We start from the raw sequence: 13,332 nt of genomic DNA, 5'->3' as shown, positions 1-13,332 counted from the left end.
CGTCCGGGCGCTCCGGCCCGCCCCGGAGCCGGCGGACCGGCACCGGCCGGCGGCGGTTTCGGCAAGGGCGGCCGCGGACGCGGCGGTACCCAGGGTGCCTTCGGCAAGGGAGGCGCCGGCCGCGGCAAGCAGCGCAAGTCCAAGCGCGCCAAGCGCCAGGAACTGGAGCAGATGAGCGCACCGTCGCTGGGCGGCGTCTCGGTACCCCGCGGCGACGGCAGCACCGTTGTCCGGCTGCGCCGCGGCTCCTCCATCACCGACTTCGCCGACAAGATCGAGGCGAATCCGGCAGCGCTGGTTACGGTCCTGTTCCACCTCGGCGAGATGGCCACCGCCACGCAGTCGCTGGACGAGGACACCTTCGAGCTGCTGGGCGTTGAACTGGGCTACAAGATCCAGGTTGTCTCCCCGGAGGACGAAGAGCGCGAACTGCTTGACTCGTTCGACATCGACCTCGACGCCGAACTCGAGGCCGAGGGCGAAGCCGACCTCGAGCGGCGCCCCGCCGTCGTGACGGTCATGGGCCACGTGGACCACGGTAAGACCCGCCTGCTGGACGCCATCCGCAACACCCGGGTGGGCGAAGGCGAACACGGCGGCATTACCCAGCACATCGGCGCCTACCAGATCGACTTCCAGCACGATGACCGGGACCGGAAGATCACCTTCATCGACACCCCGGGCCACGAGGCGTTCACCGCCATGCGTGCCCGTGGCGCGAAGGTCACCGACATCGCCATCCTGGTGGTGGCCGCGGACGACGGCGTCATGCCGCAGACCGTGGAAGCGCTGAACCACGCGCAGGCTGCCGGCGTGCCCATCGTCGTCGCCGTGAACAAGATCGACAAGGAAGGCGCCAACCCGGAGAAGATCCGCGGCCAGCTGACCGAGTACGGCCTGGTTCCGGAGGAATACGGCGGCGACACCATGTTCGTGGACGTCTCGGCACGCGAGGGCCTGCACATCGAGGATCTCCTCTCGGCCGTGCTGCTGACCGCCGACGCGGCGCTGGACCTGCGGGCCAACCCGAACAAGGACGCCCGCGGCATCGCGATCGAGGCGAACCTGGACAAGGGCCGCGGCGCCGTGGCGACCGTACTGGTCCAGTCCGGAACGCTGCGGGTGGGCGACGCCATCGTCACCGGCAGCGCGCACGGCCGTGTCCGTGCCATGTTCGATGAAGACGGCGCATCCGTCACCGAGGCCGAACCGTCGCGTCCGGTCCAGGTGCTGGGTCTGTCCACCGTCCCGCGCGCCGGCGACACCTTCCTGGTGACCGACGACGAGCGGACCGCCCGCCAGATCGCCGAGAAGCGTGAAGCCGCGGACCGCAACGCGGCCCTGGCCAAGCGCCGCAAGCGCATCAGCCTCGAGGACTTCGACAAGGCCGTGGCCGAGGGCAAGGTCGACACCCTCAACCTCATCCTCAAGGGCGACGTGTCCGGTGCCGTGGAGGCGCTGGAAGACTCGCTGCTCAAGATCGATGTGGGCGAGGATGTCCAGCTGCGCGTCATCCACCGCGGTGTCGGTGCCATCACGCAGAACGACGTCAACCTGGCCACCGTGGACAACGCCATCATCATCGGCTTCAACGTCAAGCCGGCCGAGCGGGTGGCCGAACTGGCCGACCGCGAGGGCGTGGACATGCGCTTCTACTCGGTCATCTACGCAGCGATCGATGACATCGAACTCGCGCTGAAGGGCATGCTGAAGCCGGAGTACGAAGAGGCACAGCTGGGCACGGCCGAAATCCGCGAGATCTTCCGTTCCTCCAAGTTCGGGAATATCGCAGGCTCCATCGTCCGCTCGGGCACCATCCGCCGCAATACCAAGGCGCGTGTCACCCGCGACGGCAAGGTCATCGGCGAGAACCTCACCGTTGACTCGCTCAAGCGGTTCAAGGACGACGCGACCGAGGTCCGCGAAGGATTCGAATGTGGCATCGGACTTGGGTCGTTCAACGACCTCAAGGAAGGCGACATCATCGAGACCTTCGAAATGCGCGAAAAGCCGCGCGTCTAGCAGTCGGCCTGCAGCGGGCGTCCGGTGGCATCGCCGCCGGGCGCCCGCTGTTCCGCCATCAACACGAGAATTGAGGAGGGGTCATGGCAGACCCAGCACGCGCCGCCAAGATGGCCGACCGGATCAAAGTTGTGGTGGCCCAGGCGCTCGAGCGCCGGGTCAAGGATCCCCGCTTGGGATTTGTAACCATCACGGACGCCCGGGTGACCAACGACCTGCAGCACGCCACCGTCTACTACACGGTGTTCGGCGACGCCGAGGAGCAGGACGGCACCCGCAAGGCACTTGAATCCGCCAAGGGCGTCCTGCGGGCGGAAGTGGGCCGGAACATCACCGCCCGGCTCACGCCCACGCTGGAGTTCGTCGCGGACGAGATCCCGGTGAACGCCAGCCACCTGGAGGAGCTGTTGCGGGCCGCGAAGGCCAAGGACGCCGAGGTGGCGGCCCTGGCCGAAGGCGCCGCCTTCGCCGGCGAAGAGGACCCGTACCGCAAGCCCGAAGACGAGGACGAGGATGACGCCGGCCGCGGACCCCGTCCGGAATAGCGGCTTCCGCGCCCACTAACGGCCGCCGCGGCCCGACGGCCGTCGCACCAAAGGGTGGGCCGCCTGCTGTGCGCAGGCGGCCCACCCTTGTCCGGTATCGGCAGCGCGGATCAGTGCAGCCGGATCTTGATGACCTCGCCGGCGGGCGGTGTCTTCCCGGTGAAATCAGGCAGTGCATTCGTCGTCGCGTAGAGCCGGTCGCCGCGGATCTCCAGCGCACCCGGGGTGGTGGTCTCGAAGTACGTCCGCACCTTGTCGTGGCCCTTCTTCAGCACGGAGATCTTGTTGCCGAACATCTCGGCAATGTAGATGTCGCCGCGTGAGCTGACCGCCAGGTTGGTGGCGCCGGACAGGCCCCCCGCCAGCTGCACGACCTCCCCGGTGTGGGCATGGACCTTGAAGACGCGCCCCAGCGCGCCGATGCTCCCGTCTTCGGGACCGCCCGGCAGCGAGGTGACGTACAGCCAGCCGTGCCGGCCCAACTCCACGTCCGTGGGCACCGGCTCCAGGTAGTACTTCTGGCCGACCACGCAATCCGGCAGGCCCATCCCTGCCGCCAGCGCAGCGGTGACCCGGAAGGATGCCGGCGGCAGCACCGCTACTGTGCTGACCCGCTTGCTGTCCTTGTCGACCTTCAGGATGGCGTTGCCGCCGGCGTCGGCGACATAAATGCTGTGCCTGTTGGCGGCCGTGGCATAGGCGTTGGAGTCGACGTTGCCCTTGTACTTGGCCGGGATCCCCTCCGGAATCTTGTCCAGGCACTGCCGGTCCTCCACATGGCGGAAGCCGTAGGTGACGCGGCCGTCCGGGTTGTGCTTCTTCTCATACGCCGCCACGTCGGCGATCTTCTTCGGCGCGGCCTCGTCGTCGTGCAGGTCCAACGACTTGATCCACTGCACGTTCGGCAGCCCGTCCATGCCCCCGGCACCGGTGCCCTCGGAGAAGTAGAGGGTGTGCCTGTAGAGGGAGGCGGACGCGACCTGGGGGCCGCCGGAGCGGTACAAGACTTCGGGATCGCCCTGGCGCTTGATCCGGTTCAGGATGCCGGCGAAGTTCTGTGTCACGAACAGGCCGTGCCGGCCGGCCGCAAGACTCAGCGGCGATTGCAGCCCCTCGGCAAGCACGGTCGCCGACGGAGGCTCCGGGTTCTCCCGGTGGGCCGATGACGGTGCCAGTCCGGTGCCGAACGCAAGTCCGAGCGCCAGGGGAAGGGCGAGATACAGCGATGGTTTTTTCACGATGAAGCTCCTGAAGAGAGCCGCGGGGCACCCCGGACGACTCGCAGGCGGGCGGAGTGGCCGGAGAACAAGGGCAAGTGATGCCGAAGAGGCGACTGTGCCGCTGGCCTGCTGAGATCCCTTGGAGGCCGCATCGACGGCACGCAGTGTGCTCAAAATATTGCAGCCCCCGGAGGCTGTCAACGATGTACGCTTTAAGCCCCGACCGGCCGTGTTCGCGGGACGCCATATACTGAAAGGCGTGACTTCTGGCCTGCTCCGTTCCGGATTGATACTCGTCGACAAGCCGCAGGGGTGGACCAGCCACGACGTTGTCGGGCGCATGCGCCGCCTGGCCGGAACGCGGAAGGTCGGCCACGCCGGCACCCTGGACCCCATGGCCACGGGCGTGCTGGTGGTCGGCGTCAATAAGGCCACCCGGCTGCTGACCTACATCGTCGGCGCCCCCAAGACGTATGACGCGACCATCCGGCTGGGCCAGTCGACAGTGACCGACGACGCCGAGGGCGACGTCACCGCGGAAACCATCGCCGCGGCCGTGACGGAACAGCAAATCAGGGACGTCGTCGCCGAACTGACCGGGGAGATCCTGCAGGTGCCGAGCAGCGTCTCGGCCATCAAGGTCAACGGCCAGCGGTCCTACGCGCGCGTGCGCGCCGGACAGGACGTGGTGTTGGCCGCCCGGCCGGTCACGATCCACCGGTTCGAGGTTCACGGCATCCGCCGCGGCCGCGGCGGGAAGGTGCAGGACGTGGACGTCACCGTCGAATGCTCGTCGGGCACCTACATCCGGGCCCTGGCCCGCGATCTCGGGCAGCGGCTGGGCGTCGGCGGGCACCTGACGGCCCTGCGCCGGACCCGAGTAGGGCCGTTCCGGATCGAAGACGCAGCCACGCTGGATGAACTGGCCGAGGACCTGCAAATGACGGGACTGGACGAGGCCGCCCGGGTGCTGTTCCCGGTCCGGGAACTCAGCGCCACCGAGGCCGACGACGTCTCGCACGGCCGTCGCATCCCGGCCGCGGGAGCACCCGGCGCGACGGCGGCGTTCGCCCCGGACGGATCGCTGGTGGCGCTGCTGGAAGACAACGATGCGCAAGCCAGGCCCCTGCTGGTGTTCGCACCGGGAAACGAGGCGGAAGCACAGTGATCATCGACGGTTTTTTCATCGCCGGCACGGTGGTCACCCTGCTTGCCGCCGTCGTCTGCGTGGTTGCCGCCCTCCTGAAACACGGCCCCAACGACGTCACGATTCTCTCGGTCGCCGCGGTGGAGCTGTTTCTGCTCGTCTACGGGGCGGCCGGTATCATCAGACAGGCTTCCGGTGAGCCCGTCAGCGGGGAAACCTGGGAATTCTGGGGCTACCTGATCACCGCCTTGCTGGTCCCGGTAGCAGCCTTCTGGTGGGCCATCATGGACCGCAGCCGGTGGAGCAACGTGGTGCTGGGGGCGGCGGGAATCACGGTCTTCGTGATGCTGGTGAGAATGGAACAAATTTGGGACGGAGCGATCGCCGTATGAAATCCGGCCAGAAACAACAACGGGCCAGGCGCACCCGGGACGTGAATGCCGCCGCCGGCCGCGCCACCGGTCCCGGGCGGCTCCTGGTGGCGGTCTACGGGGTCTTCGCGCTCTCCGCCACCGCCCGGGCGGGCTACCAGATAGCCACCAAGTTCTCGGAAGCGCCGGTGGCCTACCTGCTGTCCGCCTTCGCCGCCGTCGTGTACATCCTGGCGACCGTTACGCTGGCCAGGTCCGGCACCCGCTCCTACTGGCTGTCGGTGGCCGCCGTGAGCATCGAACTCGTGGGAGTCCTGGCCGTCGGGCTGCTGAGCGTGCTGGATCCCCAGCTGCTTCCGCAGGACACGGTGTGGTCCGGCTTCGGCAAGGGCTACGGATACATCCCCCTGCTGCTGCCGGTCATCGGCCTGTGGTGGCTGTGGCGGCACCGGCCGGCGGCGGGCCCGAAGCCCCCCGAAGGTCGTCCATAATGGAAGGGGTCCCGGCGACGGGGCCGCACCCGCTGAAGGCCCCGATCGACGAGGAGTTTACTGTGCACTACTGGAAAGACTTGGCCGACGTACCCCGCGGCTATGGTCCGTCAGTGGTGACACTGGGAAATTTCGACGGCGTCCACCGCGGCCACCAGCAGGTACTGCGCCGCCTGGTGGAGACCGCTTCCGCCCGCGGGACGCGGGCGGTGGCGATTTCTTTCGATCCGCATCCTTCCCAGGTCCATCGACCGGACGCTGCCCCGCAGCTGATCATGGGACTGCAGGACCGGGTCGAGGCGCTGGAGGCCAGCGGCCTGGACGGGCTGCTGATGATGACCTACACGCTGGAACTGGCCGGCGAAACCCCTGAGGAGTTCGTCCGCAAAGTCTTTGTGGAGACACTCGGCGCCACCGCCGTCGTGATCGGCCACGACACCCGGTTCGGGAAGAACAACGCCGGCGACCTGAACACCATGCAGGAACTGGGCCGCCAGTTCGGCTTCACCGTCGAGGTCGTCGACGAATATGAGACCGATGCGGACCTCGACGCCGCCGGCGGCGGCCGGCGCTACTCGTCGTCCTGGGTCCGGGAGGCCCTCGCGGCCGGGGATGTCGCCACGGCGGCGGAGGTGCTCGGACGCCCCCACCGGATGCGCGGCGAAGTCGTGCACGGCGACGCCCGCGGCCGGGAACTGGGTTTTCCCACCGCGAACCTGTCCAAGCATGCAACAGGCATGATCCCCGGCGACGGCGTCTACGCCGGCTGGCTGGTGGACCAGCACGGCACCAGGTGGCCGGCCGCCATCTCGGTGGGCTCGAATCCGACCTTCGAGGGCGCCAGCCGCCGGGTCGAGGCGCACGTCATCGACCGGCCGCAGGAGGACACGGACGACTTCGATCTCTACGGGCAGCAGGTGGTGGTCGAGTTCGTGGAACGCCTGCGCGGCATGGTGGCCTACACCGGTTCCGAGGCCCTGATCGCGCAAATGCGCGACGACGTGGTGCGTACCCGAAGCCTGCTTTCGACAGACTAAGCCCGCAACAGGTAAACTGGCCGATGGATTCGGCTGCGGTCCGTGGCGGCTGTATCCCTCCGTGCACTGCTGCCGGCAAGCCTCTGGCGGCCGGCGGAGACTGCGGAGCCCCCGGCAGCGAAGTGCTGACTCGGGCCTCACGGCACAACTTCTAGGAGTTACTGTGGCATTAGACGCCGCGCTCAAGCAGGAAATCATCAAGGAATACGCCACGCACGAGGGCGACACGGGTTCTCCCGAGGTTCAGATCGCTGTTCTGTCCCGTCGCATCTCCGACCTGACGGAACACCTGAAGATGCACAAGCACGACCACCACACCCGCCGGGGCCTCATGGCACTGGTCGGCCGCCGTCGTCGCATGCTCACCTACCTGCGTGACACCGACATCACGCGCTACCGTTCGCTCATCGAGCGCCTCGGCCTGCGCCGATAGTCAGTGACGGAGGCGGCTCTTCCGTCCACTGCCAAAGGGGACAGGAGAGCCGCCTTTTTCCTACCGCGCCGGTTTGCGGCGCGGCAGGAGCACGGCCGCCGGGCGAACGTCGGCCGATAACTACATCAACTGGAGACTTTCGGTATCGCGGCATTCGCGGTCCTCGGTAGTGGCTTCCGGGACGCCCCTTGGGGGCTTGCCCGTAGGTCTCGATCGAAGACCGGGTGGCGTACAGGCAGGCTGGCCGTGAAACGGCCTCGCAGGTTTGGGCAGATACCGGCAGCCTCCGCACTCGAAGAAACGGAGGTGACTCTCTTGGAGGGTCCCGAAATTCAGTACTCAGAAGCTGTCATCGACAACGGCCGGTTCGGCCAGCGCGTGGTCCGGTTCGAAACCGGCCGCGTGGCCCAGCAGGCGGCCGGCTCGGCGATGGTCTACATCGACGAAGACACCGCACTGCTCTCCGCCACCACGGCGGGCAAGTCCCCGCGCGAAGGCTTCGACTTCTTCCCGCTGACCGTCGACGTGGAAGAGCGGATGTACGCCGCCGGCCGCATCCCGGGCTCGTTCTTCCGCCGCGAAGGCCGCCCGTCCACCGAAGCGATCCTGGCCTGCCGCCTGATGGACCGCCCGCTGCGCCCCGCCTTCGTCAAGGGGCTGCGCAACGAGGTCCAGGTAGTGGTGACCGTGTTGGCCATCAATCCCGACGTCATGTACGACGTCGTCGCGATCAACGCCTCCTCCATGTCCACCCAGCTGAGCGGCCTGCCGTTCTCCGGCCCGATCGGCGGCGTCCGCATGGCGCTCGTGGACGGCCAGTGGGTGGCCTTCCCGAAGCACTCCGAACTGGAGCGCGCAGTGTTCAGCATGGTGGTGGCCGGCCGCATCGCCGCCGGCAACGACATCGCCATCATGATGGTCGAGGCTGAGGCCACCGACAACGCCTGGAACCTGATCAAGGAAGAGGGCGCCACCGCGCCCACCGAAGAGGTCGTGGCCGAGGGCCTCGAGGCCGCCAAGCCGTTCATCCGGGCGCTGTGCGACGCCCAGTCCGACCTGGCCGCCCGCGCGGCCAAGCCGACGGTCGAATTCCCGATCTTCAAGGACTACGAGGACGATGCCTTCGCCGCCGTGGAGTCCGCCGCAGCTGCCAAGCTGACGGAAATCTTCTCGATCGGCGACAAGCAGCAGCGCAACGAGGCCGCAGACGCCTTCAAGGCCGAGATCCTGGCGCAGCTGGCCGGCACCGAAACGGCGGAATTCGCCGGTCGCGAGAAGGAAATTTCCGCGGCCTTCAACGCCGTGACCAAGAAGGTTGTCCGCCAGCGGATCCTCACCGAGCAGGTGCGCATCGACGGCCGCGGGCTGAGCGACATCCGCAAGCTGACCGCCGAGGTCGAGGTCCTGCCCCGCGTCCACGGCTCGGCCATCTTCGAGCGCGGCGAAACCCAGATCCTGGGCGTCACCACGCTGAACATGCTGAAGATGGAACAGCAGATCGATTCGCTGTCGCCGGTGACGCGCAAGCGCTACATGCACAACTACAACTTCCCGCCGTACTCCACCGGTGAGACCGGCCGCGTGGGCTCGCCCAAGCGCCGCGAAATCGGCCACGGCGCGCTGGCCGAGCGCGCCCTGGTGCCGGTGCTGCCGTCGCGTGAAGAGTTCCCGTACGCCATCCGCCAGGTCTCCGAGGCGCTGAGCTCCAACGGCTCCACCTCCATGGGCTCGGTCTGCGCCTCCACCCTGTCCCTGCTCAACGCCGGCGTGCCGCTGAAGGCCCCGGTGGCCGGCATCGCCATGGGACTTGTCTCCGACCAGGTCGACGGTGAAACCCGCTACGCGGCGCTCACCGACATCCTGGGCGCCGAGGATGCCATGGGCGACATGGACTTCAAGGTCGCCGGTACCTCGGAGTTCGTCACCGCCATCCAGCTCGACACCAAGCTCGACGGCATCCCGGCGTCCGTGCTGGCCGCCGCCCTGAAGCAGGCCCGCGAGGCACGGCTTCACATCCTCGGCGTGATCAATGCCGCGATCGACCAGCCGGACGAAATGAGCGAATTCGCCCCGCGGATCATCTCGGTCAAGATCCCGGTGGACAAGATCGGCGAGGTCATCGGCCCCAAGGGCAAGATGATCAACCAGATCCAGGAAGACACCGGCGCGGACATCTCCATCGAGGACGACGGCACCGTGCTGATCGGCGCGACCGACGGTGCGGCCGCCGAAGCCGCCCGCGCCGCCGTCAACGCGATCGCCAACCCGCAGATCCCCGAGGTGGGCGAGCGCTACCTGGGCACGGTCGTGAAGACCACCACCTTCGGTGCCTTCGTGTCGCTGACCCCGGGCAAGGACGGCCTGCTGCACATCTCCGAGCTGCGCAAGCTGGCCGGCGGCAAGCGCGTGGACAACGTCGACGACGTGGTGTCGGTGGGCCAGACGGTCCAGGTCGAGATCACCAAGATCGACGACCGCGGCAAGCTGTCCCTCGCCCCCGTGGTGGCCGAGGACGCCGCAGCCGACGAGGCGTCGGCCGAAGAGGCCGTGGCCGAGTAAGCATGACCGTCGTCGCCCTGCCGCTGGTCGGCAGCATGCAACATGCCGACGCCACCGAGCTCGGCGGGTCGGACCCCACACTGGTCCACGGCGAACCGGGCGGCGCCATCGTGCGCCGCTCGGTGCTGCCCGGGGGAGTGCGGGTGCTGACCGAAGCAATGCCCGGCCAGCGGTCGGCGACGATCGGATTCTGGGTCGGTGTTGGCTCGCGGGATGAAGCCGCGGGCCAACACGGCTCGACCCACTTTCTGGAGCATCTGCTCTTCAAGGGCACCAGGCGCCGGACGGCGCTGGACATCGCCTCCGCCTTCGACGAGGTCGGCGGCGAATCCAATGCGGCCACGGCCAAGGAAAGCACGTGCTACTACGCCCGCGTCCTGGATTCGGACCTGCCGATGGCCATCGACGTGATCGCCGACATGATCACCTCCGCGGTCCTTGACCCGCAGGAGCTGGAGCAGGAACGCGGAGTCATCCTCGAAGAGATCGCCATGGACAATGACGATCCCGCGGACGTCTGCCACGAAAAATTTGTTGAGGCGGTGCTCGGCGGGCACCCCCTGGGCCGGCCGATCGGCGGGACGCCGGAGGCGATCAAGGCGGTCGCCCGCGACTCGGTCTGGGCCCACTACCAGCGCTACTACCGGCCCGACGAGCTGGTGGTCACCGCTGCCGGCGGACTGGACCACGACGCGGTGTGCGCCCAGGTGCTCGCCGCCCTGGAGTCGGCCGGCTGGCACCTCGAGGCCGGTGCGGTCCCGGTGCCCAGGCGGGAGACGGCGGCCGCGGCCATCGCCCCCGTCGCCGGCACCTACGTGCACCGCCGCCCGGTCGAGCAGGCCAACATCGTCATGGGCTGCCCGTCCATCAACGCCACCGACGAGCGCCGCTTCGTCATGAGCGTGCTCAATGCCGTGCTGGGCGGCGGCATGTCCTCCCGGCTCTTCCAGGAGATCCGGGAAAAACGGGGCCTGGCCTACGCCACCTATTCGTTCTCCGGCGCCTACGCCGATGCGGGCTACTTCGGCATGTATGCCGGTTGCTCGCCGGCCAAGACCGGCCAGGTCATCGACCTGCTCGGGGCCGAACTCGACCGGCTGGCGGCCGACGGCATTTCCGCCGACGAGCTGCGCCGGGCCGTCGGCCAGCTTTCCGGCGGCATCGTGATGGCCCTGGAAGACAGCGGTTCCCGGATGTCGCGGCTGGGCCGCGCCGAACTGGTGTCGGGGGAGTTCCTGGACATCGACGAGTCGCTCGCCCGCATCGAGGCCGTGACCGCCGAGCAGGTCCGGGAACTCGCCGGCGAACTGGCCGCGGCGCCGCGTGTGGTCACCGTCGTCGGCCCCTTCGACTCGGCGGCGGACTTCGGCCGGTAACCGGGAATTCGGCCGGTAACCGCGCCCCTGCCCGCCTCGGCGGCCGGCAACCGGCCGCCGCCCGCCTCCTCGGAGATGAGGGCGGCGCGGTCAGCCGCCGGCGAACGGCGGCAGGATGTCAATCACGTCGTCTGCCGCCAGCGGCGCCTGCCGGTCCTTCCACGCCACCTCGTTGCGCAGGAAACTGCTCCGGGCCAGGACCGACTCCATGGAGGGGGCGGACGATCTGCCCGGCGCGGCCGCCATCGGACGCCCGCCTCCGGCCGCGGGACCGGCCCCGGCACCGGCGGGCACCGGTTCCTTCTCCGCCGCCTGGCTGTGCCGGGCGATGACCTCGCGCAGCACCGTCTCCAGCGTGCTGCCGTCGGGCAGCGGCAGGGATTCCTCCTCGACGCCGGCGGCGGCCTGCGCCGCCCCGAAATACCGGATGATCATCTATCCGCCTATCGCACTCATGGTCCGGTCCGGCTGGACGAAGTCCGTGCCGCCCAAACCCGCATGATCCATACCGTGGGCCTTGGGTTTGCCCCACATCGCAGTCCGCCACCGTTCCGCCACCGCCTCGTCGTCCGCGCCGGAGCGCAGGAGGTCCAGCAGGTCCGTTTCCTCGTGCGAGAACAGGCAGGAGCGCACCTTGCCCTCGGCCGTGACCCGGGTGCGGCGGCAGTCGGCGCAGAACGGTTCCGTCACGGAGGCAATGATGCCCACGGTGCCGGCGACGACGTCGGGGCGGTTCCGCCGCCGTACCTCCCACCGTTCCGCCGGGGCGCCGTCGCGTGCGCGCGGATCCGGGGAGAGCAGGAAGTCCGGCTCCAGCAGGGCGCGGATCTCGGCCGCCGCCAGCATGTTCTGCCGGGTCCAGCCGTGGTCGGCGTCCAGCGGCATCTGCTCGATGAACCTCAGCTCGTAGCCCCGTTCCACCGCCCAGTCCAGCAGCGCGGGCGCCTCGGCGTCGTTGATTCCGCGCATCAGCACCGCGTTGATCTTCAGCAGGCCCAGGCCGGCCGCGTCGGCGGCTTCGATGCCGGCGAGCACCCGGTCCAGGAAGGGGCGGCGGGTCAGCTGCGCGAACGTCTCCGGGTGCAGCGAGTCCAGCGAGACGTTGATCCGGGTCAGGCCGGCCGCCTTCAGGGCGGCCGCCTTCTTCTCCAGCCCGAGGGCGTTGGTGGTCAGCGACACCGGCAGGTCGGGGTGGTTGTTGCGGACGGCAGCGATGATGTCCACCAGCCCTGCACGGACCAGGGGTTCGCCGCCGGTCAGGCGCAGCTCGCGCACGCCCAGCCGCCCCACGGCGATCCGGACCAGCCGGACCACCTCGTCGTCGCTGAGGACCTGTTCCTTGGCCAGCCAGTCCAAGCCTTCGGCCGGCATGCAATAGGTGCAGCGGAGGTTGCACTTGTCGGTCAGCGAGATCCGCAGGTCGGTGGCCACCCGGCCAAAGCGGTCCACCAGCGCCGGGCCGGTCCCCGCGGGGCGCGCCGGGGACGCGGCGGACGCGGTTCCGCCGGGAACCTGCGGCATTCCCAGATCAACGCTCATACCTCGAGGGTACCCGGCGGAGGGCGGCGGATGCGGGATGGCCCCGGCGGCTGCGACACCGGGCGCAACCGGAAGGTGTCCAGTTCCGCATCTGCGGAACTATACTGCTTCCCATGACGCAGATACGCATCTCGGATGCTGCGCGCTTCCTGGGGGTCAGCGACGACACCCTGCGGCGCTGGATCGACGCCGGCGCCCTGGCCAAGCACCGGGACGCCTCCGGCCGGGCGACGGTGGACGGCGCGGAGCTGGCCGCCCTGGCCCGGGAGCAGGCTGCCCTGCCGCAGGATCCCACCGGGATCGGCAGCTCGGCCCGCAACCGCTTCGTGGGGATCGTGACCGATGTCCGGCAGGACGCGGTGATGGCCCAGGTGGAGCTGCAGTGCGGTCCGCACCGGGTGGTGTCCTTGATGAGCGCCGAAGCCGTGCGGGACCTCGGCATCGAACCGGGGTCGGTGGCGGTGGCCTCGGTCAAGGCGACCATGGTCGCCGTCGAAACGCCGTCGGGCAGGAGCTGAGGTGCGCCACTGGCAGCGCCTGGCCGGCCCGGCGGCGGCCGCCGCCTGCGTCCTCGCGGGCAGCGCGTGCGCGG

At 68.9% G+C, this 13,332-nt stretch carries 13 protein-coding genes; 10 read left to right on the top strand and 3 right to left on the bottom strand.

The features are described from left to right. Together infB and rbfA are read left to right on the top strand one after the other, a co-directional pair. A partial coding sequence (gene infB, locus AC5RUP_RS16980) for a translation initiation factor IF-2 (protein ID WP_494158785.1) occupies positions 1–2,022 on the top strand: 2,022 nt, incomplete at its 5' end. Between the two features lie 83 nt (positions 2,023–2,105). Continuing rightward, positions 2,106–2,567 (top strand): 30S ribosome-binding factor RbfA, encoded by a 462-nt coding sequence (rbfA, locus tag AC5RUP_RS16975; RefSeq protein WP_494067997.1) that lies wholly within the window; start codon positions 2,106–2,108, stop codon positions 2,565–2,567. Positions 2,568–2,677: 110 nt separating this feature from the next. On the opposite strand, the gene AC5RUP_RS16970 is transcribed toward rbfA, so the two are convergent. Further along, positions 2,678–3,805, bottom strand: a complete 1,128-nt coding sequence (locus AC5RUP_RS16970) for a ScyD/ScyE family protein (protein WP_494154247.1) — start codon at positions 3,803–3,805, stop codon at positions 2,678–2,680. 241 nt (positions 3,806–4,046) lie between these two features. Here AC5RUP_RS16970 and truB point away from each other — a divergent pair, with 241 nt between their 5' ends. From truB to AC5RUP_RS16935, 7 genes are all read left to right on the top strand, one after another. Next, a complete protein-coding gene (gene truB, locus AC5RUP_RS16965) occupies positions 4,047–4,955 on the top strand; it encodes a tRNA pseudouridine(55) synthase TruB (RefSeq protein ID WP_494067995.1) in 909 nt (302 codons plus the stop codon). Between the two features lie 2 nt (positions 4,956–4,957). Continuing rightward, positions 4,958–5,326, top strand: a complete 369-nt coding sequence (locus AC5RUP_RS16960) for a hypothetical protein (RefSeq protein WP_494068284.1) — start codon at positions 4,958–4,960, stop codon at positions 5,324–5,326. Then, positions 5,323–5,796 carry a hypothetical protein gene (locus AC5RUP_RS16955; RefSeq protein WP_494154246.1) on the top strand — a complete coding sequence of 158 codons (474 nt, stop codon included), beginning with the start codon at positions 5,323–5,325 and terminating at the stop codon, positions 5,794–5,796. Before AC5RUP_RS16960 ends, AC5RUP_RS16955 begins: the two co-directional genes overlap by 4 nt. A gap of 62 nt (positions 5,797–5,858) precedes the next feature. Next, complete coding sequence (locus tag AC5RUP_RS16950; protein ID WP_494154249.1) at positions 5,859–6,833, top strand: bifunctional riboflavin kinase/FAD synthetase; 975 nt, start codon at positions 5,859–5,861, stop codon at positions 6,831–6,833. A 163-nt stretch (positions 6,834–6,996) separates the two neighbouring features. After that, on the top strand, positions 6,997–7,266 hold the full coding sequence (rpsO, locus tag AC5RUP_RS16945; protein WP_493968104.1) for a 30S ribosomal protein S15: 270 nt from the start codon (positions 6,997–6,999) through the stop codon (positions 7,264–7,266). 315 nt (positions 7,267–7,581) lie between these two features. Continuing rightward, positions 7,582–9,825: a polyribonucleotide nucleotidyltransferase gene (locus tag AC5RUP_RS16940; RefSeq protein ID WP_494154248.1), complete on the top strand. Its 2,244-nt coding sequence runs from the start codon at positions 7,582–7,584 to the stop codon at positions 9,823–9,825. Between the two features lie 2 nt (positions 9,826–9,827). Continuing rightward, positions 9,828–11,201 (top strand): M16 family metallopeptidase, encoded by a 1,374-nt coding sequence (locus tag AC5RUP_RS16935; RefSeq protein ID WP_494067993.1) that lies wholly within the window; start codon positions 9,828–9,830, stop codon positions 11,199–11,201. 90 nt (positions 11,202–11,291) lie between these two features. On the opposite strand, the gene AC5RUP_RS16930 is transcribed toward AC5RUP_RS16935, so the two are convergent. Both AC5RUP_RS16930 and moaA read right to left on the bottom strand, forming a co-directional pair. Beyond that, positions 11,292–11,636 (bottom strand): MoaD/ThiS family protein, encoded by a 345-nt coding sequence (locus tag AC5RUP_RS16930; protein WP_494155145.1) that lies wholly within the window; start codon positions 11,634–11,636, stop codon positions 11,292–11,294. Further along, a complete protein-coding gene (moaA, locus tag AC5RUP_RS16925; protein ID WP_494150023.1) occupies positions 11,637–12,740 on the bottom strand; it encodes a GTP 3',8-cyclase MoaA in 1,104 nt (367 codons plus the stop codon). It abuts the gene before it with no gap. A 113-nt stretch (positions 12,741–12,853) separates the two neighbouring features. Here moaA and AC5RUP_RS16920 point away from each other — a divergent pair, with 113 nt between their 5' ends. Continuing rightward, the gene (locus AC5RUP_RS16920; RefSeq protein WP_494067990.1) at positions 12,854–13,258 is read left to right on the top strand and encodes a TOBE domain-containing protein; all 405 of its coding nucleotides are present in this window, start codon (positions 12,854–12,856) and stop codon (positions 13,256–13,258) included. Positions 13,259–13,332 lie beyond the last annotated feature (74 nt).

The organism is Arthrobacter sp. Y3223151, assembly GCF_059091125.1.
The sequence above is the reverse complement of the archived record's forward strand: the minus strand, read 5'-3'. Positions and strand labels throughout refer to the sequence as shown.